Origin of the sequence: Moraxella sp. VT-16-12 (genome assembly GCF_002224245.2) — a bacterium.
GTDB lineage: Bacteria > Pseudomonadota > Gammaproteobacteria > Pseudomonadales > Moraxellaceae > Moraxella.
This window is the reverse complement of the sequence record NZ_NKHK02000003.1, coordinates 1-25,518: the sequence shown is the minus strand read 5'-3', so window position 1 is coordinate 25,518 and position 25,518 is coordinate 1. Positions and strand designations below refer to the sequence as shown.

Sequence of the window (25,518 nt, the reverse complement as noted above, 5' to 3'; positions counted from 1 at the left end):
CTTAGCCACGCAGTCCGATAAACTCTGCACGCCCACGATAGCTGGCAGTTACTTGCTGCTCAATACGCAGTAGCTGATTGTATTTGGCGACACGGTCAGAGCGGCACAAAGAACCTGTCTTGATTTGCCCTGCTGCGGTGCCCACTGCCAAATCCGCAATGGTGCTGTCTTCGGTCTCACCTGAGCGGTGACTGATGACCGTGGCATAGCCGTTTTCTTTGGCAAGATAGATGGCATCTAAGGTCTCGGTCAAAGTACCAATTTGGTTAAATTTAATCAAAATGGCGTTGGCAATGTGCTTGTCAATACCTTCTTTTAAAATCTTAGGATTGGTAACAAATAAATCATCACCCACCAGTTGAACTTTATCACCAAGCTGCTTGGTCAAATACGCCCAGCCATCCCAGTCGCTTTCATCCAATCCATCTTCAATAGAAATAATGGGATACTGACGCACCAAATTAGCCAAATAATCAGCAAAGCCTTGACTATCAAAGGCTTTGTTGCCCTCACCTGCCAACACATATTGACCATCTTTATAAAACTCACTAGACGCACAATCTAATGCCAAATAAATGTCTTGACCTGCTTTATAACCCGCCTTTTCAATGGCTTGCATGATAACGGTGATGGCCTCTTCGTTGGAGCGTAGGTTGGGAGCAAAACCCCCTTCATCACCCACGGCAGTATTTAGACCTTGGGCTTTTAGTACAGATTTTAGGCTATGGAAAATCTCTGTGCCCGCTCTTAGGCTTTCAGAAAAACTATTAAACCCCACAGGTTCAATCATAAATTCCTGAATATCCACCGTATTGTCCGCATGAGCCCCGCCATTTAGGATATTCATCATCGGCACAGGCATGGTCAAAGCGGTTTGTCCACGCAAATTGGCAATGTACTGGTGCAAGGGCAGATTTTTGGCAACTGCCGCCGCACGAGCAATGGCAAGTGATACTGCAAGGGTGGCATTTGCTCCTAGATTGGCTTTGTTTTCTGTGCCATCAAGGTCAATCAGCACCTTGTCTAGCTCACTTTGTGCTGTTACGTCCTTATCTAATAGGGCTGAACGGATTTGGCTATTGACATTGGCAACCGCCTTTTTAACACCCTTACCCAAATAACGGCTTTGGTCGCCATCTCTAAGCTCCAATGCTTCACGAGAGCCCGTAGAAGCCCCACTTGGTGCAGCAGCACGACCAACGACACCATTTGCCAAAATCACATCAGCTTCAATGGTCGGATTGCCACGGGAGTCCAAAATCTCACGAGCGACGATGTCTTTGATTTCTATGGCGTTATTTGTGGTTTCAGCGTACATAGGTTTTCCTTTTAAATGTCAAGGTTAAAATAGCAATTATTTTAACAAAAATTTTAGCAAAATGGCGTATTATTTATAATAAAAATGGTGTATTTTATTATAGGATTGGAAAATAACTGGGGAGAAGCCAATGATTTTACCAACCATAATCAATGTGTATCCAACACATCAAATCCCTTCACCAAATTATCCAATGCTTTTAATTGTGCCAAAAACGGCTCTAATTGGGACAGTCTTAACGCACAAGGACCATCGCATTTGGCTTTATCAGGGTCAGGGTGAGCTTCCAAAAATAGCCCCGCCAGTCCTGTCGCCATACCTGCTTTTGCCAAAGTACTAATCTGATGACGGCGACCGCCTGCACTATCAGCTCTTGCACCCGGCTCTTGTAAGGCATGCGTTACATCAAAAAATACAGGCACATTCATGGCTTTCATGGTGTCAAACCCTAGCATGTCCACCACCAAATTATTATAACCAAACACGCTACCCCGCTCGCACAAAATCACCTTATCATTACCCGCTTCTAGGCATTTGTTGATGATATGTCGCATCTCATGGGGAGCAAGAAACTGAGCTTTTTTGATGTTAATCACCGCCCCTGTATGAGCAATGGCGCTAACCAAATCGGTCTGACGACTTAAAAACGCAGGCAACTGCAAAATGTCCGCCACTTTTGCCACGGGAGCGGCTTGATAAGGCTCATGAACATCAGTAATGATGGGCACGCCATATTTTTCTTTGATGTCGTTAAGCCACGTCAATCCTGTTTCAAGGCTAGGACCACGAAACGAATAAAGACTGGAACGATTGGCTTTATCAAAACTGGCTTTAAAGACATAACCAATATTTAATCGTTGGCAAATCTCAATATAACATTCAGCAATTTCAAACGCCAGCTCTCGGCTTTCTAAGACATTCATACCCCCAAACAAGACAAAGGGTAAATCATTACCAATGTGGATATTGCCTGATTGTGATGGCAGTTCAATGGTGGGTTTGGCAGTTAAAGTCATGGCTATTCCTTATAAAAAAGGATTGAGGATGGTAAGTTTGTTATCAATCACATGAGTGTGGTGCATATCTTCGGAATATAAAATATCAACATTTGATTTTAAGGCAGTAGCAATAATTAAACTGTCCCAATAAGAATATTGATGGCGATTTTTGATTGTTAAGGCATCAATCACTAAATGACTTTCTAAATCAATTATTGCAAAATACTTTTGAAAAAATTTTATTGATGATAGCAACTCATCATCTGTCATCAATTTTTTTCGAAAAACCACATTACAAAACTCATTTAATACTTGCGTACTAATAATTGCATCGGGACTTCGTAATAACCGCTCCGCAATAGGCTGTTTATGCAAATCATCACCAATAGCATGCAATAAAATATTGCTATCCATAAAATAAAGATTATGGGCGGTCATACAATTCATCTCTATTAAATTGATAATCCGATGACAATCTACCTTTCATTTTTTTAAAAAACTCATCAAATGCCAGTTGTCTATCGTCATTTTGTTTTTGATTGGGGGTGATATAAAATTGCATACCATTATGGCTTAATACCACTTGCTCACCTTGTTCTACTTTTTGCAATATTTGCACCATATCATAATTGGCAATTTCTGTTACCATAATTTCAATCATGTCATTTCCTTTTGATGGTCATAGCAAATAGGGCGAAACCGCCCCATTGACATTGTATTGCTCTATTATGCTTTTTGCAAGGTCGCCGCCCCAATAAACGCATTAAAGAGCGGATGTCCACCACGAGGAGAGCTGGTAAACTCAGGGTGATATTGTACCGCCACAAAAAATGGGTGGTCATTCAGCTCGATCGTTTCCACCAAATGCTGTTTAGCAGAGTAGCCTGAGATTTTCATACCAGCATTTTCTAAGGCTTCAATATAACGACCGTTCATCTCATAACGGTGGCGATGGCGCTCGCTGATGGTGGTTGCCCCATAAATGTGAGCCAGTTTACTGCCTGCCACAAGATTGGCTTCTTGGGCACCTAGTCGCATCGTGCCGCCCAAATCACTCTCCAAGGTGCGTACTTGCAAATCACCTTTTTCATCAAACCATTCAGTAATCAAACCAATAATGGGGTTGGGCGTTTTGCGGTCAAATTCTGTAGAATTGGCATCCAGTTTTAGCACATTTTTGGCAAATTCAATCACCGCAAGCTGCATACCCAAGCAAATGCCCAAATACGGTACGCCATTTTCACGAGCATGGCGAATTGCCATCATTTTGCCCTGTGTGCCACGCTCACCAAAACCCCCCGGCACCAGTACAGCATGGCACAACTTTAATTCATCCATCAAGCCATCATCGCTTTCTAGCTTTTCGGCATCAATATAATGGATTTTGACTTTGACTTTGTTGGCAATGCCTGCGTGGAGCAAGGCTTCATTGACTGATTTATAAGCGTCTGGCAGCTCCACATATTTACCCACCATCGCCACCACAATCTCACCTTGGGCGTTAAACAAGCCATCAATCACTTTGTCCCAATCTGACAAGTCCGCTTCTGGCAACTCAAAGCCAAAACGCTCACACACCAAATCATCAACGTTTTGTTCATAAAACGTGCGTGGGATTTCATAAATGCTGCGTGCGTCTTTACACACCGCCACAGCACGCTCTGGCACGTTGGTAAACATGGCAATCTTACGGCGAGTGTCTTCATCCACATCATGCTCAGTACGACACACCAAAATGTCAGGCTGAATGCCAATAGAAAGTAGCTCTTTGACAGAGTGCTGGGTGGGTTTGGTTTTTAGTTCTTTGGCAGAATTGATATAAGGCAATAGCGTCAAGTGCATGAGCATGGCATTTTCACGCCCCAATTTGACAAGTAGCTGACGCACCGCTTCCATAAAAGGTAGGCTCTCAATATCACCTACCGTACCGCCAATCTCAATCATGGCAACGTCATAACCTTCACCTGAGGCTAAAATGCGGTTTTGAATTTCATCGGTGATGTGAGGTACAACTTGTACCGTTTTGCCCAAATAATCACCACGGCGTTCTTTGGCAAGCACGGTTTGATAGATACGCCCAGAAGTGAAGTTGTTGGCTTTGGACATTTTCGAGCGTCTCAAAAATCGCTCATAATAGCCCAAATCAAGGTCGGTCTCTGCCCCATCTTCGGTAACAAACACTTCACCATGCTCAAAAGGGCTCATCGTACCAGGGTCAACATTGATGTACGGGTCCATTTTGGTCATGGTAACTTTAAGACCACGAGCTTCCAATACAGAAGCCAAAGAAGCAGCAGCAATGCCTTTGCCCAAAGAAGACACCACACCGCCAGTTACAAAGATAAATTTTGTCATAGTAATCATCGCTTACTGGTAAAACCGAATTTTACTAAAAATTGATGAAAAAATATAGGGGGCAAGGGAAATTTTTATTGTATGGGATGTTCTGTTTTTATCCAAATTTTGGTATTTGACAAACTCTCATTGTAACAAATCATATTTCTACATTCTATGTCATTTGAACGTCATTAAGCAGTTTGGCAAGTGCCTGTCCAGCATCATCTGTTCTCATAAACTGCTCACCGATTAAAAAATGATGAATGTTGTTGTTTTGCATCAGATGAATGTCATCTGCATGATTAATGCCACTTTCGCTCACCACCAACGTATCATCACCAAGCTTAGCAAACAGTTCTTGACACAAACGAATGCTGTGTGATAAATCCACTTTAAAAGTGTTTAAATCTCGGTTGTTAATGCCATAGATGTTATGGGGGGATTTAGGAAGCATTAAAGCACGACGCAACTCATCTTGGGTATGAATCTCAATCAGTACGTCCATGCCCAGCTCTATTGCCAAGCTGTGCAATTTACTGACGGTCCCATCATCAAGACACGCCATAATCAGCAAAATACAGTCCGCCCCCAATGCCCGACTTTGCCAAATATGATACTCATCCACCATAAAATCTTTACGTAGTACAGGCAATGCACAGGCATTTTTAGCACCGATTAAATATTCATCACAACCCTGAAAGTACTGCACGTCTGTCAATACTGATAAACACGTTGCACCTGCACGCTCATAGCTTTGGGCAGTCGCCACAGGGTCAAAATGATGGCAAATTATCCCCTTTGATGGACTGGCTTTTTTAATCTCACTAATCACACCGATTTTGCCATCTTTAACTGGCACAGCTTGCAAAGCCTTAGCAAAACCCCTTGTTTCAGAAGCATGATGGATTTTTTGTTTTAACTCATCAAGACTCACCTGAGCTTTGGCGGTAGCAATCTCTTGATGCTTGGTGGCGACTATTTTTTGTAAAATGGTTGGGGCGGTCATGATTTTCCTTAAAGATTCATCATATTTGTCAATATAAATTACCAAATCGTTCTAAAAGCCGTGTTGTTTATTTATCAACATTCACTTTTTATTGATAACGCTAAACACTGGCATAACTTTGGGTAACTTTGGCAAATTCTTGTAATTTTTCCCACGCTTTGCCACTGTTGATTGTGCTTTTGGCAAGTGCCACGCCTGCTTTAAAGCTGTCTGCCTGACCTACCAAATACAAACTTGCCCCTGCATTTAAAGCGATGATGTCTTGGGCTTTTTGGGTTTGTGGGTTATCTGATTGACCTTGTAAAGCTGACTTAATAAGGGCAAAACTCTCATCAGGTGATGACACATACAACCCATCAAGCGATTGCGTGGCGATACCCACATCATTTGGGCTAATTTTAAAGGTGGAGATTTGTCCATTTTTATATTCACACACAGTCGTGGCAACAGCAAGGCTAATCTCATCTAAGCCATCATCACTGTGCACCACCCACACATGATGAGAACCAAGCTCACCCATGACCTTAGCAAGTTTTTCACAAAGACTGACATCATACACCCCAAGCAAAGTATGTTTAGGAAATGATGGGTTGGTCAATGGTCCTAAAATATTAAAAATGGTACGAATCTTTAATGCACCACGCACCGCTTTGGCGTGTCTCATTGCGGGATGATGATTTGGAGCAAACATAAAGCACATGCCAGTTTTATCCACACATTGTGCGATTTGGGCAGGCTCTGACAACAGACTCACTCCCGCCACCATCAACAAATCAGATGCACCAGAGCGACTTGATACGCCTGTACTGCCGTGTTTGGCAACCACACCACCGCTTGCCGCCACCACAAAAGTAGCAGCAGTTGAGACATTCAGCAGATTTGCCCCATCGCCCCCTGTACCGACAATATCCACCGCTTTATCAGCATCAAGCACAACCGTCTTAGCAAGAGAGCGTATTACGCGCACAGATGCCGTCATCTCTTCTACGCTTTCACCCTTGATGCGCCAAGCGGTTAAAATGGCAGAAAGTAACACATCAGGACAACGACCTGTCATGATGATGGTCATGAGCGTGGTCGTCTCTTCATCAGACAAATCACGCCCCCTAACAAGTGTGTTTAAAATTTGTACCAAAAAGGCGTGGGTTTTTTCATCAGTCCAATCAATCATCAACAATCCTTAGGCAACTGTGGGCAAATGTTCATCATCAAGCACCGCCAAACCACAACGTTTTAAAAAGTTATTAAATAGCTGATAGCCATGTTCGCTAAGAATGGATTCTGGATGAAATTGCACCCCTTCAATATCCAGCGTTTTATGGCGAACACCCATAATCTCACCCACAGCACCATCAGCGTTTTGTGTCCAAGCGGTTATTTTTAAGCACTCAGGCAAGGTATTTTTATCTATCACCAAAGAATGATAACGCACTACTGATACAGGATTTGGCAGATTTTTAAATACGTCTGTATCATGATGATACACGCAAGAGAGCCGTCCGTGCATGACTTCATCTGCGCACACCACATCACCCCCAAAGGCTTGCCCAATCGCTTGATGTCCAAGACACACGCCCAAAATGGGAATCTGCCCACCAAAATGCGTTAAAATTGGCAAAGTAATGCCTGCTTCTGTGGGCGTGCAGGGACCAGGACCTAAGATGATGGCTTTGGGGGCAAGCTTGGTTATCTCATCAAGAGTTATCTCGTCATTACGCTTGACGATGATGTCTTGTTTTAATTCACCAAAGTACTGTACAATGTTATAAGTAAAGCTACAATAGTTATCTATCATTAAAATCATGATGTATACAACCCATTAATTTTATTCGTATTTAAAAAATCCATCAAAACGCATTTGTTTGGTTGTGGTATTTTACCACTCTTTCATTGCCTGTCAAATATTAAGAATGTGCCGTTCTAATGGCTTAGTATCAGCTCAATCAATCACTTAAAATATTTTCAAACTTGATAATAACTAAGCTGCTTTGATGTTTTGTGAACTGTTTTATCAAAATCAATATGCCTAATACCAAATATTTATTGACATCATTCCACCAAACATGACATCGCACATTATTTAAATCTTCTTTAATGATAAATCCACTAAGGTCTGTGGGTCTAGATTAATTAGGATTTCTGGGTTTTTGTACTCTTGTATCAGTCGCTCCAATAGTTCTGGTCTTTGTTCCTGATACCACTTCTCCCAATCGCCAAACCATGCTTTAACTTAAACGTTCTAATAAGTGGTATTTACCTTTTATAATATAAGCAAATTGGGTGTTTTAGATAGTTTTAAATCATCATGTGTCATTTTTTATATTAAAAAACCATTTTATAACAATCATCACTTGATTTATTTGGATGAAATACCAAATTTTAAAAACCCAGTTATTTGACTGGGTTTTATCATTAATCGTAACAACATTTTTTATGCTTTGTCATGTGGCTATTTTAAACAACATAAAACATCACACGCTGTTTTTACCAAACCGTAAAGCAAAAATTACAAGGCCGCTACCACCTTATCGCCCATATCCGCACAGCCAACCAGCGTTGTGCCATCTTCATAAATGTCTGCCGTGCGATAGCCTTGTTCTAGCACTTTTTGTACTGCTTGTTCTATCTGAACGGCTCGTGCTTCATCGTTTAGACTATAACGCACCAGCATGGCAAGCGACAAAATGGTCGCCAATGGATTAGCTTTATCTTGCCCTGCAATATCAGGGGCTGAGCCGTGGCTTGGCTCGTACAAGCCTTTGCCAGTCTCATTTAGGCTAGCTGATGGAAGCATACCAATAGAGCCTGTCAGCATGGACGCTTGGTCGGATAAAATATCACCAAAAATATTGCCTGTGGCAATCACATCAAACTGCTTGGGGTTTTTAACCAGTTGCATGGCGGCATTATCCACATACATATGGCTAAGCTCAACATCTGGATACTCTTTACCCACTTCCGTAAAAATCTCTTTCCACAACTCAGTAGTTTCTAGCACATTGGCTTTATCCACGCTGCACAGTTTTTTATTTCGCTTTTGAGCCGCTTCAAACGACACTTTGGCGATACGGCGAATCTCGCTCTCAGCATATTTCATGGTGTTAAAGCCTTCACGCTCGCCACTGTCAAGTGTGCGAATACCCCTAGGCTCACCAAAATAAATATCACCCGTCAGCTCACGCACAATCAAAATGTCCAAACCTGCGACAATTTCAGGCTTTAAGGTAGAAGCGTTGGCAAGCTCTTTGTACAAAATGGCAGGACGCAAATTAGCAAATAAATTTAAATCCTTACGAATGGCAAGCAAACCACGCTCAGGACGTAGTGAACGCTCCAAATTATCATACTGTGGCGAACCTACCGCTCCCAAAAGCACCGCATCCGCCTTTTGGCAAAGTTCTTGGGTCTGGGTGGGATATGGCGAGCCATAAGCATCGTAGGCTTCACCACCTAATTTGCCGTATTCGTAAGACACATCAAGCCCTTGTTCAATGAGCTTGTCTAGGACTTTGACGGCTTGGGCGATGATTTCAGGTCCAATGCCATCGCCGTTTAGGATTGCGATTTTTTTGGTCATGATATTTCCTTGAATTTACAAATAAATCATTTTAAAATTTTTACTACTAAACATTTAAATAAAACTTCTACACCACACACATCTTTAACAGCAGAATAATCTAGCCAAGCCAAATTCTGATTGCTTGATATTGATTTTGGCACAATAGTATCTTTCTTATAAGTGTGTAGACAATTTGTCGAACCATTCTTATAATAAAGATGAGAATTAGTCAAGAAAATAGCGTATGCTTCACTATTTTGGTTTGACCTTACAAGGTATTCCAATCTATCAATATCATGATAAAACAGTTTTTTATTATCAGTGTGAGCAGTATGATTCTTTAATTCAAAAATCTCATCATCATAAACATCTGTTTTTTTAAATTCAATTCTTGAATTTTTGGTTTTATATTTAAGCTCAATAAATATTTTTTTGCCTTGACTTTTATCAATTAAAATTAAATCAATATAACCAAATTTTTCATTAGATATGAGCAACCTTTGTTCAAGACGAATATCAAAATTCTGATATTTATCACGAATTTCCCATGCTAATGCATGTTGAAAATCCGCTTCCGAATGAAAAACAGGACGTTTTTTAGCAAGCTCTTTAAGAACTTTTTCAATATCTATCATTGGAAAGCCCTAAAATATTAAACTGTCAAATCCCTAAACACCCACGGTCTATCCACTTTCGCCTTTTCTTCAAAGGCACGGATTTTATCACTGTCTTGCAAGGTCAAACCAATATCATCTAAACCATTTAATAAGCAATGCTTTCTAAATGCGTCCACTTCAAAATGATAGGCTTTACCGCTTGGCGTAACCACTTGTTGATTTTCTAAATCCACCGTTAATTGATAGCCGATATTCTCAAAGCATTCGTTAAACAGCTCGTCTACTTCGCTCTCTGTGAGTATCACAGGGAGCATGCCATTTTTAAAGCTGTTATTATAAAAAATATCGGCAAAACTTGGGGCAATCACCGTTCTAAACCCAAATTCATTTAACGCCCAAGGGGCATGCTCACGGCTAGACCCACAGCCAAAATTACTGCGAGCCAGTAAAATGGTTGCTCCCTGATAGCGGTCTTGGTTTAGGACAAAGTCAGGATTTTTTGGGCGTTTTGAAATGTCTTGACCCAAATAACCTTCATCAAGATAACGCAATTCATCAAACAAATTATCGCCAAAGCCTGTGCGTTTGATGGATTTTAAAAACTGTTTGGGGATAATCAAATCGGTGTCCACATTGGCACGGTCAAGCGGGGCAACAATGCCAATTTCGGTGGTGTATTGTTTCATGGTTTTACTCCAATTTGTATCAAAATTAAAACTAACAATCTATCACTTGCATCAATAAAATTATCATCAGCCATCAAATCCAACGTCTTACTTTTTCACAATATCTTGCATAGTCATCGCCAAAATTTTTGGTTAATATCCGCTCTTCGGGTTTTATTTGAAATTTGGTCATATAGAGTATAAAACCAGCCACCCAAATAAGAACAGATAACTCACCCAAAAATACTGCGACACTAATCAATATGACTGCCATACCCGCATACATGGGATTACGACTTATAGCAAATATGCCTGTATTAACCATTTGGCTACTCTGATTGGGATTTAAGGGATTGACGGTAGTTTTGGCTTGCTTAAATTGCCATACCGCCATGCCAATAATACCACACCCTAATATCGCTATACCACCCGCAATCAACCATGACAACCTAAAAGGCATGATAGAAAACTGTGCCTGAATCGTCATCACGATAGCAACAATCACCACTAAAATTACAGGTGGTATTTTTAATTCAAGAGACATTTAAGACAGCCTGTTACCAATGATAATAAGTCGTCAGGCTCGCCGCTGCTAGCACTTTGCCATTAAGATTAAATCCCAAAACCGCAGGACTGATGGTCTCTGGCAAATCAAGCACATCATTTAGAGCATACAGCGTAAAAATATAACGGTGTGGTTTGTCGCCTTTGGGTGGGAACGCCCCAACAAAGCCTTTAAGTCCTGCATCATTGATAAGCTCTTTTTCGCCATCAGCAAATTTCCCAGACACGCCCTGCTTTAAAGACGTGGCATCAGCAGGAATATTAAACACATTCCAATGCCAAAAGCCACAGCCTGTCGGTGCGTCAGGGTCATACATGGTCAGCACAAAACTTTTGGTATCGCTTGGGGCGTTACTCCATTCAAGCTCTGGGCTGATGTTGCTCCCTGTATAGCCCCAAATATTAGCAACATAGTCATTGGATAAGGTACTACCTTCGGCAATATCAGCACAGGTTAAGGTCATCTCGCCTTTGGGCTGAGCGGGCTGGCGGACATCAAGATAAGGATTGCTGGCTAATTCATTCATGTCATACTCCTTTTTACCGTTTAATCACAAAATATATGAATTGCTGTCTAATTGATTGATAACAATTTTATCCATGATTTTTATAGCTGCTTGTTTATATTACTGCTCCAAAATCACAGAAATGCCAAATCGTTCAAAAGCATGGGTTAATTCTTTGATTTGTTTTTCATCATCATTAACCAATAAAAAATATGCATTTTCATTTTCGCCCAATTCAATCAAGCGTAATTGATGGGGTGCTAATTTTTTATTAAAATAATTAAAACAATATTGACGATGCAACTCACAAGCCTTAAAAAAATCCATCTCATCCATCACATCTTCATCGCCCACTTCTTGGGCATAATCATCAAAAATGTCATCGGTATTGATGGTTAATTGACGCTTTTTAATCATAAAAAAGTTATCAAAATTTAAATATGGCTCTTTCCATTCCATATATTCCATAAATTGCCCATCATCAAAACTTTGATAATCATTTTGGCTGTCCCAAGCCAATATTGGAAACAATATTTCATAAAGCAAATCATCATTATCGCCATCATAAACAATCTTATCCAATAATACTTTTGGTACTTCGGCACTTTTTGCTAATGCTTGTTTTAAAGCGGTCAATCCATTCATTGATGTCTCTTTAATGTTTATCATCAATCATCTTTTAAAAAAGATGATACCATTTGCGATATGATTTTATCCATTTTTGCTTTGTGTTTTTTGGAATAGGTAAAATCTAAATGATGTTCTTCGCCATTTTTGAGCCGATAAACCTGATAAAAAATTTTATCGTCATCTAAATAATAACCACTGGCAATATAATAATTATCTTTTTTAACTTGATAAGTAATGCGACATTGTGCTTGTTCACACACACTTTGCTGTTTTTCTTGCAATAGCTCTTCGTCAGATGCACCAATCACGCTTGGCCATAAACTGCCATAAGCCACAATGATTGCATCAGTGCCTTTGACACCAAACAGCCTGCCATCGCCATTTTGTGGCTCTATTGGCGAAATCACCACACTATCAGGAATGGCCACACAATAATCAAAGCGACCATTACAATATTGCTCATGCTTTGCCACAGCTAAATTTGATAATAACAACAAACAAAGCAATAAATAAGGTTTAAATGTCATTGTCTTATCCTAATAATGATGTAAATATCATCTAAGATTTTTATCTCATACCGCTATATTAAAAATATAGCTACATTATGCGTAGTTTAGTCAGCTCATGTCAATCATTTTTAAACATAAATTACTTTAATTTGAATCAAAACACTTATCAAGGCAAGTTAATACATAGTTTTGACAGTCATCACTACTCACAAAATATTTTAGGTCATCGCCATACAGACCTAAGCCATCAAAACGAAAACCATCATCAATAAAAAAGCTCTCACTGGCCATCCAATCTTTTTGAATGGCAAAAGTTGGTTTAATATCATAAGTATCTAGCCGCCAAAGCTGGGCAAAATAGCCTTTTTGTGCGTGTTTAAAAATCTCTATTTTAAACACCCATAATTCATCAGCCACCGCTATGGGGTCAATGATCAGGGTTTTGATGAGTTCAGAATAAGTCATTTACCAAAAACATCTCTTATAAAATTCACTAATTTTATTATCTTTACTAATTAACACATTATCATTGAGCATTGCATTAGCAACAATTAAACGGTCAAATGGGTCTCTGGTAAACTTTAATTGATTGGCAAGATTTACGACATCCAACCAAGATTTTTGACAAATTTTTAATTCCAACACTTCTTTAATATGTTGAAATATTTGTCCTGCACTAGCATTAATTCTACCAATTTCATATAAAAATTCTAATTCCAAAATCACCATTGGCGATACCAAAAATTGGTTATTGATATTTTCTAGTTTTTCAACCACGCCTTTTGATAGTTGGCTAGTTTTTGATTGATACAACCATACTAAAATATGTGTATCCAAATAAATATTATTTTGGTAAGTCATGATGCCATGCCTTTTCCCAATCCACATTCATAATACCGTCATCATCACCATTGATGGTATTTGGGTGGGCAACCAATTTTGATAAATCTCGTTTTTTTATCTTGGGTGAAATGGCAGTATCATCAATGATGATATCATTACCAAAACCTGCAATCATTTTCATAAAAACAGGCAATAACTCATCTTTAATTTGAATGGTGAACTGTTGCATACCATTTCCCCCAAGGTGTTTAACTAAAAACTTCTGACATCCACAAAATGCCCTGCAATCGCCGCCGCTGCTGCCATCGCTGGACTTACCAAGTGCGTGCGTCCGCCATTACCTTGACGGCCTTCAAAGTTGCGGTTAGACGTACTGGCACAATGCTCGCCTGCTTGCAGTTTATCAGCGTTCATCGCAAGACACATAGAACAGCCCGGCTCTCGCCATTCAAAGCCTGCGTCTGTGAAAATCTTGTCCAAACCTTCGCTTTCGGCTTGTTTTTTGACCAAACCAGAACCTGCCACCACCATCGCTTGTTTGATGGTATCAGCGACTTTTTTGCCTTTGACCACTTCGGCAGCCGCTCGTATGTCTTCTATGCGTGAGTTGGTGCATGAGCCAATAAACACACGATCAAGTTTGATGTCAGACAGCTTTTGTCCTGCGGTCAGCCCCATATACTGATAGGCTCGTGTCCAGTCGTTACGCTGCACATCATCTTTTGCCATGTCTAGCGTCGGGACGTTTTGCGAAACACTAATTACCATCTCAGGCGACGTTCCCCATGACACTTGTGGCTCAATCTCATCGCCATTTAGCACCACCACTGTATCAAAATGAGCGTCCTCATCTGAATGCAAGGTATTCCAGTAGCTTACCGCCTTTTCCCAGTTGTCGCCTGTGGGGGCATAGGGGCGACCTTTGACATAGTCAATGGTTTTGTCATCTACCGCCACAAGCCCAACCCTTGCCCCACCTTCAATCGCCATGTTGCACACTGTCATACGCCCCTCTATGGACATATCGCGAAATACCTGACCACCAAACTCAATGGCATAACCTGTACCACCTGCTGTGCCGATTTTACCGATGATGGCAAGCACCACATCTTTTGGGGTAACGCCCTTGCCAAGTTTACCGTCCACACGCACGAGCATATTTTTCATTTTTTTGGCAACCAAGCATTGCGTTGCTAAAACGTGCTCAACTTCACTTGTACCAATGCCATGAGCCAGACAGCCCAATGCCCCATGCGTGGCGGTATGACTGTCCCCACAGACCACCGTCATGCCCGGCAAAGTCAAGCCCTGCTCTGGCCCTACCACATGAACAATACCTTGACGCTCATCATTGATGGTAAATTCAGTGATGTTAAATTTTTGGCAGTTTTCATCCAAAGTCTGCACCTGTATGCGAGAAGTATCATCCTTGATGCCAGCAATGCCTTCGCTACGCTCTTTGATGGATGTGGGGACGTTATGGTCTGGGGTGGCGATGTTGGCAGACAATCGCCAAGGGGTGCGTCCTGCCAACTCCAAGCCTTCAAATGCTTGGGGGGAAGTTACTTCATGTAATAGCTGACGGTCAATATAAATCAAACTTGAACCATCATCACGACTTGCGACCAAATGGTCATCCCAAAGTTTGTCATAAAGCGTTTTGCCTGCCATTTTATGCTCCGTTTGTTTTTTAACTGTCAATGGACTGGGTGTTTTCATTTTATGCAATTATATCATATTTTAAAAATAAAAATAATTTATAATTTTTATAAATATTATAACTTTTTTCTTTATAAAATCACCAATAAACCATGTCTGCCTTTTACTTCTGGGTAAATTTTTGTTATCATACCCCAAAACCATTGCTTGTGAATGTTCATGAAAATACTGCCTGAAAAACAATTTTTAATCGCCCCATCCATCTTATCTGCCGATTTTGCTCGCCTTGGTGATGACACACAAGCGGTGCTTGATGCCGGAGCAGACGTGGTGCATTTTGACGTCATGGACAATCGTTATGTGCCCAACCTAAGCTTTGGTGCAATGGTTTGCAAGGCCTTAAAAGATTATGGCATTCATGCCCCAATTGATGTGCATTTAATGGTCAAACCCGTAGATGGCATGATAGATGCCTTTTTAAAAGCGGGGGCGGACATCATCACCTTTCACCCCGAAGCAACAGAACACATAGACCGCAGTTTACAGCTGATTAAAGACGGTGGAGCAAAGTGCGGACTGGTTTTTAACCCTGCCACGCCACTGCATTATTTGGATTATACATTAGATAAACTTGACCAAATTTTAATCATGAGTGTCAATCCTGGCTTTGGCGGTCAAAAATTTATTGATGGTACGCTTGACAAGGTGCGTGCAGTACGTCGTATGATAGATGAGCGTGGGCTTGACATTCGCTTGGAGATTGATGGCGGTGTCAATCCTGACAACATCCGCACCATTGCAGATGCGGGCGTGGATATGTTTGTGGCAGGCTCAGCCATTTTTAACCAACCTGATTATAAAACCGTCATTGATAATATGCGTGATGAGCTTGCTGGCTCAAAATTTGCCCAATAATAACCCATTCACTTTAACAACAAACACACGAACATGAGCCAACAGTCCACTTCAACCAACCAACCAACCACACCCCCAAGTCTTGTTCCTTTGGGACTAACCATCTCTTTGGCAATTTTTGCTTTGATTTTGGCGTGTGCAGGCTATGGTTTTCGCTTGCTTGCAGGGCATGATGTGGGGTCGGTATTACGTCATGCGTTGGTGGTGGTATCGTTTTTTGTGATTGTTGTGCCATGTGCATTTGTTGGTGGAGCAAAGTTGATGAACACATTTAAGCACACCAACATCCAAACCAGAAATGCCTTAACACTTGGACTTTTAATATCCTGTGTGGCGATTTTGACCATCATGGGGCGGTATAGCTGATGAAATTGACAGATATTTTGCCTGATAGCCTTGTTCCTAAGGACATTCCCAAAGGTTTAATTTTGGCTTTGATTGTCATCATCATGCTCATGAGTTTATCGGCTTATCGTTACGGGCAAGGCAATGGCGTACAAGGGATTTTACACGTTTTGGAAAACTGGGTGCTATATCTGTTTTTAATCCCAAGTTTTACCGCCCTTGTCAGCATGCCAATAAAATACCGTGATGACAGCTTTGATGTGCGTATGGCATACTATTTAGGTATGTTTGTGGGGCTACTTTTTATGATGGCAAAGCTTCGTTACTGGCGTTGAAAACCCAAAAAAATAACCCCATTAAAATGACATCTAAAATTTGATAGGAATCAGCATGACAAAACCCATTCATGACAGCTTGCAACGTGTGCTTGATGCGTCAGGTCAAAGCATGCAAGACATCGCCGTGCTACTTGGTGTGTCAGTAGCAACCGTGGTTCGTTGGTCAAAACAAGGCATTTCACAAGCAGGAGCAAATAAACTTGGTCAGCTACTGGCACTTGACCCTGCTTGGATTTTGACAGGTGAACCTGCCACCCAAAAAGTCAAAATCCAAAAGCCAAAAATCATGACCAAGGAAGCCTATTTGGAGTTTGTAGAAACAGATAAAGGGGCATTTGTTTTGCGTGAAGTTGGCGATGATAACCCTTGGGTGAGCATTGATTTTTCTGATAAAATCAAAGAAATGCTTGGTCAAGAAATGCTACAAATGATGGGACATCACATGATACAAGCAGCCATCGCAAGTTTTATGCAAAAGCAAATGAGCCAATATCACGCCCACGTCTATGATGAGACGCCCACACATTTTAGCTGATGACTTTTTACGCGCACAAATTTGCCAAAATCCGTCATACAGCACCACAATCACTAAATGCCAAATTTACGCCACAACCAAATAATTAAGCAGCTTCATGACCAAAACCCAAATCCAACACCCCAAACCTAGCAACAGACCCAAAAAAGCCCTCATCTGGATAGATCTTGAAATGACAGGGCTTGACACCCAAAAAGATGAGATTATTGAGATTGCGACCATCGTTACTGATGACCATCTTAATATCTTAGCCGAAGGTCCTGTCTTTGCCATTAAAGTGCCTGATATCATCTTAAATGGCATGGACGAATGGTGCACTCGCCAGCACCGTGAATCAGGGCTGACCGACCGTGTTCGTCGCAGTAGCATTACCCTTGCCCAAGCCGAACAAGCAACCATTGAATTTTTATCAAAATGGGTGGATAAAGGCACATCACCCATGTGTGGCAACTCCATCTGTCAAGATCGCCGATTTTTGGCACGGCAAATGCCAGCACTTGAAGCCTTTTTTCATTATCGTAATTTAGATGTATCTAGCATTAAAGAGCTGTGTTATCGCTGGCGACCTGATGTGGCTCATGGCTACCAAAAAGGTGGCACACATTTGGCATTAGATGACATTCGTGATTCTATCCGTGAGTTACGCCATTATCGTGAGCATTTTTTTAAATTACTAGATTAATACCTGTCAATGTTTAAAGCATTAAAACTCATCATCACCGTGAGCATTGTGTCGCTTGCGGTGTTTTTTGGTTATCAAACCCACACCGAACCACAAGTTCGCCACAACAGTTTGGCCCACCGCTTGACCCACCCTACTGACACACGGGTCAGGTATCGCATTGGTGATGTGGACGCACGTTTTGGGCTGACACACGATGATGTTAAACGATTGACCGCCGAAGCGGTACAAATTTGGCATGATGGCACAAATAAAGAATGGTTCATCTATGATGATGATGCCAAATTGACCATCAACCTAATTTATGATGAACGTCAAATAGAAACCAACGCCCGCCAACAAATCAAACAAAATCTTAACGATTTGCACAATCATCACCAGATGAGTTCTGAAAGCCTACAAAAAAGACACCAACAGCTCAACGCCCAGTTTCACGCCCTAGAAACCGAACTTGATTTATGGCACAGCGACTATCAAAAGACCATCAATCGCCTAAGAATCACCAGCGATGACCAAGAACGCCATGCCTTAACTCAAAAACATGAACAACTGCTCACCAAACAGCGTCTCATCAACGAAAAAATCAATGCCTATCAAACTGCCCAAAACGAATTTAATCAAGCGGTGGATAAGTTTAATGCCCAAACCAACAAACTAAACCAAAGCATAGACCAAGCCAACGCACGCCTGACTGCACGAGAATTTCACAAAGGCGAGTTTAGACATGGGGGCGATACACTCATTAATGTTTATGAATTTGAAAACACAGACGAGCTTAGATTAACCTTGGCACATGAGCTGGGTCATGCCTTATATCTTGACCATAATGACGACCCAACCGCCTTGATGTATCCTTATGCCCAAAAACAGCAATTAAAGGATTTTAAACTAAAACAAGCGGACATTGATTTGCTTGAAAATCGGCAATTTTATAAATAATCCATTTTGTCAAACTCACCTACGCTGACGAATGTAAGTGATGATGGGCAGATTGACCTGATGTGTGGCATGATGTGCCTGCATGGCTTGGGTGATGTTGGTGATGATTTGCTGTGCTTTTTGTTTATCAAAAGCACTGACATGGCCAATCACGCTTTTGTGTTTTTTATAGTAGCGACCATCATCACTAAAACTTACGTGATACAACACCACTTTATACCACGTTCTGCTAAATGCACCCAGCTCTACATGATAAATATTATCAAAACTTAGCAAAGTTTTTTGTTTGTCAGTAAATTTTAAAATACACGCCAAATGGTCTTGATGAATGATGAGCATTTTATTGTGATGTTGCCACATGATGACATGGATAAACAGCAAAAACAGCCCAAACCCAAAAATCAGCACACAAGCCACCAACACAATCAGCACGCCAAATACAGAACCTTTGCCATCAAACAGTCCAAATATGGCATTCATGATAGAAAAGGCAAATACACCACCAATAAATACAATCGGTAAATGCTGAATAAGGATTGCCCCATCATCAAAATCATAAGCCACAGGAAGCGTCAAAGGTGCCGTAGCCACGCATTCATCAAACACCGCAAAACCATCTTGGTGAATGTTGATGGTTTTGCCGTCCATGCCTGTTGGTATGTCTGTCATACAAGCTAGGCAAATAATTGCTTAATGTCGTCTGTCCCAAAACGGTATTCTTGCCCACAAAAACCACAATCAAGCACTAATGCCCCACCATGAGCATTTGCCACTTGCAAGGCTTCATCTTGCCCCAGCTGAATGATGGCTCCTTGGCTTTTTTGTAAAGAGCAAGTGCAGGCAAAATGCAGGGCATTGACATCAGGCAGCACCACATCTTCTTCATGGTACAAACGATAAAGTATCTCTTGGGCAGGCAGCTCAGTCAGCTCATCTTTTTTGATGGTGGCAGTCAGCATGGTCAGCCTGTCCCACAGGTCAGGGTCATTGTCTTTGTCTTTGTCGGACTGGGGCAAAAGTTGAATGAGTAAACCGCTTGCGGTGGTCTCGTTGGTGGCAAGTTTAATGATGGTAGGGATTTGGGCGGATTGCTTTTGATAATGAGCCAAACACTCGCCCAAATCATCACTCACACGCTCCACAATGCCCTGATAGCTCTCGCCGTGTTCAGGGTGAATGCTGATAAACAGCACGCCTTTATCCAACAGAGCAAAAGCATCTTGGGCAGTATGAGCGTTTTGCCAAATCATCTGTTCATCATCATGTATGGCACTAAATCCTGCCAAAGCACGCACCGCTCCTGTGGTGTCGCATTCTGCCATGGCAAAACGAAAAGGAGCATTAGGGTCAGAATTTTGTAGTTGAATGGACAGTTTGCCATGTATTTTTAGGGTGCTAATCAGCAAACTTGCCGAAACAAGCATTTCACCAAGCAAAGCTTTGAGTGCCTTAGGATAATCTTTTTGGGAGATGACCGTAGCAAAAGCGTCTGTCAAATGCACCACATCACCCCGCACAGGTGAGTTTTCAATAAAAAAACGTTGGCGATAATTGTCAAAATAAGTCATAAGTTACCTTTACATAAACAGATTAAACAATAAAAAGATGGACGTTTGATGGGGATTTATTCTAAAATATAAAGGTTTTTTAAGGATAAATCATGACCCCAACACAGCTAACAACCCTAGCACAGACTTGCCCTTATGATTTTTTTGGTATGATAAATGCGATGGCAGATGATGATGGATTTTTGGCGACAGGTGGCGACCTACGCCCTGCCACTTTGGTCAGTGCTTATCTTGCTGGGGCATTTCCTTGGTATGATGATGAGCCGATTTGTTGGTGGTCGCCAAACCCCAGATGTGTCATCTATCCAAAACAGTTTCGCCCAAGTAAATCACTGGTTCGCACCACCAAAAAATCTACTTGGACACTCACCACCAACCACGCCTTTGCTGACGTCATACACGCCTGCACCCAAGCACGCTCATACAGTCAGTCCACTTGGATAAACGATGACATCAAACACGCCTACACCACCCTACATCACATGGGTGTGGCGGTAAGCGTGGAGATTTGGGAAAATATGCCCCACCAAAGCCCGCTCATTGGCGGACTATATGGCTTACAAATTGGTGGGGTGTTTTGTGGAGAGAGTATGTTTCACAGACAAACGGACGCATCAAAAGTCGCCTTTTGGGGTCTGATGGTGCTGTGCCAAGAAGCTGGTATTGAGCTTGTGGATTGTCAGCTTGAAAATCCCCACTTGATGAGTTTGGGGGCAAATTTAATGCCAAGGCATGAGTTTTTAACATTACATCACACAAAAACCTGCCTAAATACCCCCATTCTTGGCTCAAAAACCACTCATATTGCCATCAAGGACATCAACACATTTCACAAACTCTTGTCTTAACTTTAAGCCAAAGTTAATGCTGGTGTCTCCATGCCTTGCTTGGCATAAAATTCATGCACAAACTCATCAAATCGCTCTTCTTCAATCGCCGTACGAATGCCTTGCATGAGATTTTGATAATAGTGCAGATTATGAATGGTGCCCAACTGAGCAGATAGCATTTCACCACACTTGTGCAGATGATGCAAATAAGCACGACTAAAATGCGCACAAGTATAACAGTTGCATTCGTCATCAAGTGGGGCAGTGTCATGGCGGTGGACGGCGTTTTTAATTTTAACCGCCCCTGTACTGGTAAATAAATGTCCATTTCTAGCGTTACGAGTGGGCATGACACAGTCAAACATATCCACCCCACGGCGTACCGCTTCTATGATGTCGCTAGGCGTGCCTACCCCCATCAGATAACGTGGCTTGTCTGATGGCATACGATTTGGCAGATAGTTGAGTACTTTTATCATCTCGTCTTTTGGCTCACCCACCGACAAGCCACCAATGGCATAACCATCAAAATTCATATCAACCAATGCATTTAAAGACTGCATACGCAACTCTTCATACATACTGCCTTGTACAATACCAAATAAGGCATTTTTATTACCAAGTTTGCTGTGCTCATTAATGCACCGTTCACCCCAACGCAAAGAAAGCTCCAAGGATTTTTGAGCTTCTATCTGTGTGGCAGGATAAGGCGTACATTCATCAAACTGCATGACGATGTCACTGTTGAGCGAATGCTGGATTTGCATAGAAATCTCAGGCGATAAAAACACCTTTGCGCCGTCCACAGGTGAACGAAAATGCACGCCTTCTTCGCTGATTTTTCGCATTGCCCCAAGACTAAATACTTGAAAACCGCCAGAGTCGGTCAAAATGGGCTTGTGCCAACCAATAAAATCATGTAAGCCACCAAACTTATCAATCACCGCCGTGGTTGGGCGTAGCCACAAATGAAAGGTATTACCAAGAATGATGTCCGCCCCAATGCCATGAATGTCTCGTGGCAACATACCCTTAACCGTACCATAAGTGCCAACAGGCATAAATGCAGGGGTCTGCACATCACCATGAGTAAGATGCACCGTGCCACGTCTTGCCCGCGTGCTGGTGTCGTTTTTGTGTAGAGTAAATTTCATACATACCACTTAATCAAATTTGGGCGTATTGTAACACAGTTTTTTAAGCAAAATCACAATTTATACCCACCACCAAATCAGCCAAACAACACATTTGACAAAACACACAAAACACCATCACACAAACAGCCAAACTATCTGTGCAGGTTTTCTATGTCTTTGGGGCTTAATTTTAGCTCACTTTCATCAACAGGTGTGGACTGTATCACAATCTCAGGCACAAAGCGAATTTGTAGCTTAATCTGACGCTGTTTAAAGGCGTCATCAGCCAATGCTTGAATGTCTTTTTCAAGCAACAATGCTTGCCTGCTATTGGGCGTGTCCACGCCTTGAATGACCGCACGCACAATGGTGGTTTTGTTTTCTTGGGTAAAACTTGTAGATAGCAGATAATTGGCTTGCTGTTCAATATGCTTTTCAATTAATTCGGTGGTTTGACGCTCAAAATTTTGTTGGTTCATGGTGTGTTTAAAATTAACCGACAAATAAGCACCAATGATGATAAGCAGTAATAACACCGCACTATTACGTTTTAAAAACGTTCCTGCCTGCCCCCATTTGTTGTCAGTCTCATCATCAAGCACTCGGCGAAAACCAGCAAACCACAACACCAACGCATTGGTAAACTGAATTGCCAGCATATTGGTAATCGCCAAAAGCAATGCACCCATCGCAAGTTCCCAATGCCCTGCTGATAACAAAATGCCACTTGCTGTTAAAGGTGGTACAAGTGCCGTTGCCACCGCCACACCGACCACCGCCACCGATAAATTTGGCGATACCATGGCATAAGCACCCGCCGCACCACCTGCCAATGCCACCATCAAATCCATCGTGGTTGGGGAAGTACGCGACATAATCTCTGCGGTGCTGACATTTTCAGGATACAAAAAACCAAGCACCATACCCACCGCATAAATGACAAGCACACCACCCACCAAAGTCATCAAAGAACGGCGTAATAAAGAAAGCCGAGCATCAATCACCGCCAAAGCTGCCCCCGTGATTGGACCTAACATCATGGCAACCAACATCGCCCCAATGACCACCGCAGGCGAATTGGCAAGCAATCCATATCCTGCAATCACAGCAGATAAGCCATTCATAATAAAAAACATTTTGGTTGGCAACGCCCCAGCTTCTATGCCGATACGCACGCTTTTGTGGTCTATGGTTTTTTCACTGTGCTTTTTGGCAATAAGCGTACGGACAATATCCGTATGTTTTTCTTTATCTTTTGTGTCATCTGTATCGCTGATGTCTTGGTCTTGGTCAGTTTTGCTGATTGACTGAGCTGATGGCTGAACAGGCGTTGTATCATCAGACTGATTAGCAGCAGCTTTTGTGCTGATGGAACTGCTCAATTCATTCAAACCAGATGGCGTATTGCTTGGTTTGTGATGAGTGGTTGTGGGCACATCGTCTGTTTTGGCAAAGTTCGCCTGATGAGACACAAACACCAAAGAGCGTACACCATCAAATGGCACAAAACTCAAATGATGGTATTGTGTGTTGGTATTTTTTAGGTTGGCATTGCTAGACAGCTCATCATGCACCGCTTGAACAATGTCATCAAGTTTGTCATCATCAATGCCATGTTTTTTAAGTTCAGCCAGCTCATCTTGGCTAAATGCCACTTCGTCTTTTTTAATATCGTCAGTCATGGTATTTTGTTTGGTTCATACGTTAAAATCATCAATCTTATGTCATTTGTCAGTTAATTGACCAAAAATTACTTATGGGCATTTATCCAACAACATCGCATCACCATAGCTAAAAAAGCGGTATTGCTGACCAATGGCATGAACATAGGCGTGTTTGATGTTGTCTGTGCCTGCAAAGGCAGAAACCAACATCAACAGTGTGGACTTGGGCAGGTGAAAATTGGTAATCAGTCTGTCCACCACCCCAAACTCATAAGGCGGATAAATAAATATCTGTGTATCGCCACGAAACTCGGTCAGCAGTCCGTTCACGCGGTGCAAATGAGCAGTCTCCAACGTGCGAGCAACGGTCGTTCCCACAGCGATGATTTTTTTGCCATTTGCTTTTGCGGCATTGATTTTATCAGCAGTTTGTTGGGGCAAATGAGCGTATTCGGCATGCATGACGTGGTCGGTCAAATCATCTGTTTTTACAGGAGCAAATGTTCCTGCTCCAACGTGCAATGTAACAAAAGCAATATCCACGCCTTTATCTTTTAAAATCTGTAAAGTTTTGTCATCAAAATGTAAACTTGCGGTAGGAGCAGCGACACTTGCTTGCTTAGCGTCATCACAAAACACCGTTTGATAACGCTCATCATCAGTCTTTGTGGCAGTGCGTTCAAAATATGGCGGAATCGGCATTTGTCCATACTTATCCAAATCAGCCAAAATCGGATTGACAAATTGCAAAATAAATAAATTTTCATCACGCCCACACATGGTGGCACTCATCGCACCATCAGCCAAGCTGACCGTTTGCCCCATCTTTAAGGCACGGCTAGACCGCACATGACAAGCGGCGATATAGCGTTCATGGTCTGTGATACGCTCCACCAAAACTTCCACCGCACCGCCTGTGTCTTTTTTACCAAAAAGTCGTGCTTTCATGACTTTGGTGTCATTTAACACCAATAAATCCCCTTGATGTAACAGACTTGGCAAATCAGTAAAGCACAAATCGCTCAGTTTATCGCCTTTGACGTGCAACAAACGAGACGCTGAACGGGTGGCTAGTGGATAACGAGCAATCAGCTCATCAGGCAAATCATAGTCAAAATCTGATGTCAATATCGGCATGGCAGTATCTTTTAAAAAATTGCGTATTTTAACAAAATTTTAACGCACCGCCTACTGTTTGTGTTGATTTGATAACGGCATCTATTTGAAAAAACGCCACAAAAAGCGTATGATATGCCAAACATAGCCCAAGGTCATCTTATGCTCATGAACATCCAAAACACTGCCAAACGCCCAACATCGCCCCACCCCATTTTAAATTTGGGTTTTCGCATATT

At 41.8% G+C, this 25,518-nt stretch carries 31 protein-coding genes; 7 read left to right on the top strand and 24 right to left on the bottom strand.

Annotated features, from left to right (window positions below; translation table 11 throughout):
• Position 1: 1 nt before the first annotated feature.
• From eno to leuC, 19 genes are all read right to left on the bottom strand, one after another.
• A complete protein-coding gene (eno, locus tag CEW93_RS03120) occupies positions 2-1,318 on the bottom strand; it encodes a phosphopyruvate hydratase (protein ID WP_089540680.1) in 1,317 nt (438 codons plus the stop codon).
• A gap of 149 nt (positions 1,319-1,467) precedes the next feature.
• The gene (gene kdsA / locus CEW93_RS03115) at positions 1,468-2,334 is read right to left on the bottom strand and encodes a 3-deoxy-8-phosphooctulonate synthase (protein ID WP_089540681.1); all 867 of its coding nucleotides are present in this window, start codon (positions 2,332-2,334) and stop codon (positions 1,468-1,470) included.
• A gap of 9 nt (positions 2,335-2,343) precedes the next feature.
• Positions 2,344-2,754: a PIN domain-containing protein gene (locus CEW93_RS03110; protein ID WP_186727879.1), complete on the bottom strand. Its 411-nt coding sequence runs from the start codon at positions 2,752-2,754 to the stop codon at positions 2,344-2,346.
• Positions 2,741-2,977 (bottom strand): hypothetical protein, encoded by a 237-nt coding sequence (locus CEW93_RS03105; protein ID WP_089540685.1) that lies wholly within the window; start codon positions 2,975-2,977, stop codon positions 2,741-2,743. The genes CEW93_RS03110 and CEW93_RS03105 overlap by 14 nt, the downstream gene beginning before the upstream one ends.
• 65 nt (positions 2,978-3,042) lie before the next feature.
• Complete coding sequence (locus CEW93_RS03100; protein ID WP_146416633.1) at positions 3,043-4,671, bottom strand: CTP synthase; 1,629 nt, start codon at positions 4,669-4,671, stop codon at positions 3,043-3,045.
• A gap of 154 nt (positions 4,672-4,825) precedes the next feature.
• Positions 4,826-5,659, bottom strand: a complete 834-nt coding sequence (trpC, locus tag CEW93_RS03095; RefSeq protein ID WP_089538937.1) for an indole-3-glycerol phosphate synthase TrpC — start codon at positions 5,657-5,659, stop codon at positions 4,826-4,828.
• 100 nt (positions 5,660-5,759) lie between these two features.
• The gene (gene trpD / locus CEW93_RS03090) at positions 5,760-6,830 is read right to left on the bottom strand and encodes an anthranilate phosphoribosyltransferase (protein ID WP_089538938.1); all 1,071 of its coding nucleotides are present in this window, start codon (positions 6,828-6,830) and stop codon (positions 5,760-5,762) included.
• Between the two features lie 9 nt (positions 6,831-6,839).
• Positions 6,840-7,463: an aminodeoxychorismate/anthranilate synthase component II gene (locus CEW93_RS03085; RefSeq protein ID WP_089538939.1), complete on the bottom strand. Its 624-nt coding sequence runs from the start codon at positions 7,461-7,463 to the stop codon at positions 6,840-6,842.
• 702 nt (positions 7,464-8,165) lie between these two features.
• Entirely contained in the window at positions 8,166-9,236 is a 1,071-nt protein-coding gene (leuB, locus tag CEW93_RS03080) for a 3-isopropylmalate dehydrogenase (RefSeq protein WP_089538940.1), read from the bottom strand.
• 26 nt (positions 9,237-9,262) lie between these two features.
• Positions 9,263-9,853, bottom strand: a complete 591-nt coding sequence (locus tag CEW93_RS03075; RefSeq protein WP_089538941.1) for a hypothetical protein — start codon at positions 9,851-9,853, stop codon at positions 9,263-9,265.
• A 17-nt stretch (positions 9,854-9,870) separates the two neighbouring features.
• A complete protein-coding gene (leuD, locus tag CEW93_RS03070; protein ID WP_089538942.1) occupies positions 9,871-10,521 on the bottom strand; it encodes a 3-isopropylmalate dehydratase small subunit in 651 nt (216 codons plus the stop codon).
• A gap of 73 nt (positions 10,522-10,594) precedes the next feature.
• Entirely contained in the window at positions 10,595-11,044 is a 450-nt protein-coding gene (locus tag CEW93_RS03065) for an isoprenylcysteine carboxylmethyltransferase family protein (protein WP_089538943.1), read from the bottom strand.
• A 13-nt stretch (positions 11,045-11,057) separates the two neighbouring features.
• Positions 11,058-11,591: a YbhB/YbcL family Raf kinase inhibitor-like protein gene (locus CEW93_RS03060; protein ID WP_089538944.1), complete on the bottom strand. Its 534-nt coding sequence runs from the start codon at positions 11,589-11,591 to the stop codon at positions 11,058-11,060.
• A 99-nt stretch (positions 11,592-11,690) separates the two neighbouring features.
• Complete coding sequence (locus tag CEW93_RS03055; RefSeq protein WP_143822747.1) at positions 11,691-12,239, bottom strand: hypothetical protein; 549 nt, start codon at positions 12,237-12,239, stop codon at positions 11,691-11,693.
• Positions 12,239-12,727 carry a hypothetical protein gene (locus CEW93_RS03050; protein ID WP_089538946.1) on the bottom strand — a complete coding sequence of 163 codons (489 nt, stop codon included), beginning with the start codon at positions 12,725-12,727 and terminating at the stop codon, positions 12,239-12,241. Before CEW93_RS03050 ends, CEW93_RS03055 begins: the two co-directional genes overlap by 1 nt.
• A 126-nt stretch (positions 12,728-12,853) precedes the next feature.
• Positions 12,854-13,174 (bottom strand): hypothetical protein, encoded by a 321-nt coding sequence (locus CEW93_RS03045; protein ID WP_089538947.1) that lies wholly within the window; start codon positions 13,172-13,174, stop codon positions 12,854-12,856.
• Positions 13,175-13,570 carry a type II toxin-antitoxin system VapC family toxin gene (locus tag CEW93_RS03040; RefSeq protein WP_089538948.1) on the bottom strand — a complete coding sequence of 132 codons (396 nt, stop codon included), beginning with the start codon at positions 13,568-13,570 and terminating at the stop codon, positions 13,175-13,177.
• Positions 13,554-13,781: a hypothetical protein gene (locus CEW93_RS03035; RefSeq protein ID WP_089538949.1), complete on the bottom strand. Its 228-nt coding sequence runs from the start codon at positions 13,779-13,781 to the stop codon at positions 13,554-13,556. Before CEW93_RS03035 ends, CEW93_RS03040 begins: the two co-directional genes overlap by 17 nt.
• A 23-nt stretch (positions 13,782-13,804) precedes the next feature.
• On the bottom strand, positions 13,805-15,223 hold the full coding sequence (leuC, locus tag CEW93_RS03030) for a 3-isopropylmalate dehydratase large subunit (RefSeq protein WP_089538954.1): 1,419 nt from the start codon (positions 15,221-15,223) through the stop codon (positions 13,805-13,807).
• A 207-nt stretch (positions 15,224-15,430) separates the two neighbouring features.
• Here leuC and rpe point away from each other — a divergent pair, with 207 nt between their 5' ends.
• The 6 genes from rpe (at position 15,431) to CEW93_RS03000 (ending at position 18,965) form a co-directional block, all read left to right on the top strand.
• A complete protein-coding gene (rpe, locus tag CEW93_RS03025; RefSeq protein ID WP_089538950.1) occupies positions 15,431-16,126 on the top strand; it encodes a ribulose-phosphate 3-epimerase in 696 nt (231 codons plus the stop codon).
• A gap of 33 nt (positions 16,127-16,159) precedes the next feature.
• Entirely contained in the window at positions 16,160-16,492 is a 333-nt protein-coding gene (locus tag CEW93_RS03020; protein ID WP_089538951.1) for a hypothetical protein, read from the top strand.
• Entirely contained in the window at positions 16,492-16,806 is a 315-nt protein-coding gene (locus CEW93_RS03015; RefSeq protein WP_089538952.1) for a hypothetical protein, read from the top strand. The genes CEW93_RS03020 and CEW93_RS03015 overlap by 1 nt, the downstream gene beginning before the upstream one ends.
• Positions 16,807-16,861: 55 nt before the next feature.
• Entirely contained in the window at positions 16,862-17,344 is a 483-nt protein-coding gene (locus CEW93_RS10970) for a hypothetical protein (protein ID WP_255503918.1), read from the top strand.
• A 97-nt stretch (positions 17,345-17,441) separates the two neighbouring features.
• Complete coding sequence (gene orn, locus CEW93_RS03005) at positions 17,442-18,026, top strand: oligoribonuclease (RefSeq protein ID WP_089538953.1); 585 nt, start codon at positions 17,442-17,444, stop codon at positions 18,024-18,026.
• Positions 18,027-18,035: 9 nt separating this feature from the next.
• The gene (locus tag CEW93_RS03000; protein WP_146416632.1) at positions 18,036-18,965 is read left to right on the top strand and encodes a matrixin family metalloprotease; all 930 of its coding nucleotides are present in this window, start codon (positions 18,036-18,038) and stop codon (positions 18,963-18,965) included.
• Positions 18,966-18,980: 15 nt separating this feature from the next.
• On the opposite strand, the gene CEW93_RS02995 is transcribed toward CEW93_RS03000, so the two are convergent.
• Both CEW93_RS02995 and CEW93_RS02990 read right to left on the bottom strand, forming a co-directional pair.
• Positions 18,981-19,634: a hypothetical protein gene (locus CEW93_RS02995; RefSeq protein WP_089540722.1), complete on the bottom strand. Its 654-nt coding sequence runs from the start codon at positions 19,632-19,634 to the stop codon at positions 18,981-18,983.
• Between the two features lie 5 nt (positions 19,635-19,639).
• Positions 19,640-20,533, bottom strand: coding sequence for an Hsp33 family molecular chaperone HslO (locus CEW93_RS02990; RefSeq protein ID WP_089540720.1), 894 nt, complete (start codon positions 20,531-20,533; stop codon positions 19,640-19,642).
• Positions 20,534-20,625: 92 nt separating this feature from the next.
• On the opposite strand from CEW93_RS02990, the gene aat reads away from it, so the two are divergent.
• Positions 20,626-21,381, top strand: coding sequence for a leucyl/phenylalanyl-tRNA--protein transferase (aat, locus tag CEW93_RS02985; protein ID WP_089540718.1), 756 nt, complete (start codon positions 20,626-20,628; stop codon positions 21,379-21,381).
• A gap of 2 nt (positions 21,382-21,383) precedes the next feature.
• Here aat and tgt read toward each other — a convergent pair whose 3' ends face one another.
• The 3 genes from tgt to queA all read right to left on the bottom strand — a co-directional run bounded on the left by tgt (position 21,384) and on the right by queA (position 25,300).
• On the bottom strand, positions 21,384-22,517 hold the full coding sequence (tgt, locus tag CEW93_RS02980; RefSeq protein ID WP_089540716.1) for a tRNA guanosine(34) transglycosylase Tgt: 1,134 nt from the start codon (positions 22,515-22,517) through the stop codon (positions 21,384-21,386).
• 134 nt (positions 22,518-22,651) lie between these two features.
• A complete protein-coding gene (locus CEW93_RS02975) occupies positions 22,652-24,181 on the bottom strand; it encodes a DUF389 domain-containing protein (RefSeq protein ID WP_089540714.1) in 1,530 nt (509 codons plus the stop codon).
• 72 nt (positions 24,182-24,253) lie between these two features.
• Positions 24,254-25,300, bottom strand: coding sequence for a tRNA preQ1(34) S-adenosylmethionine ribosyltransferase-isomerase QueA (gene queA, locus CEW93_RS02970; protein ID WP_089540712.1), 1,047 nt, complete (start codon positions 25,298-25,300; stop codon positions 24,254-24,256).
• Between the last annotated feature and the right edge of the window lie 218 nt (positions 25,301-25,518).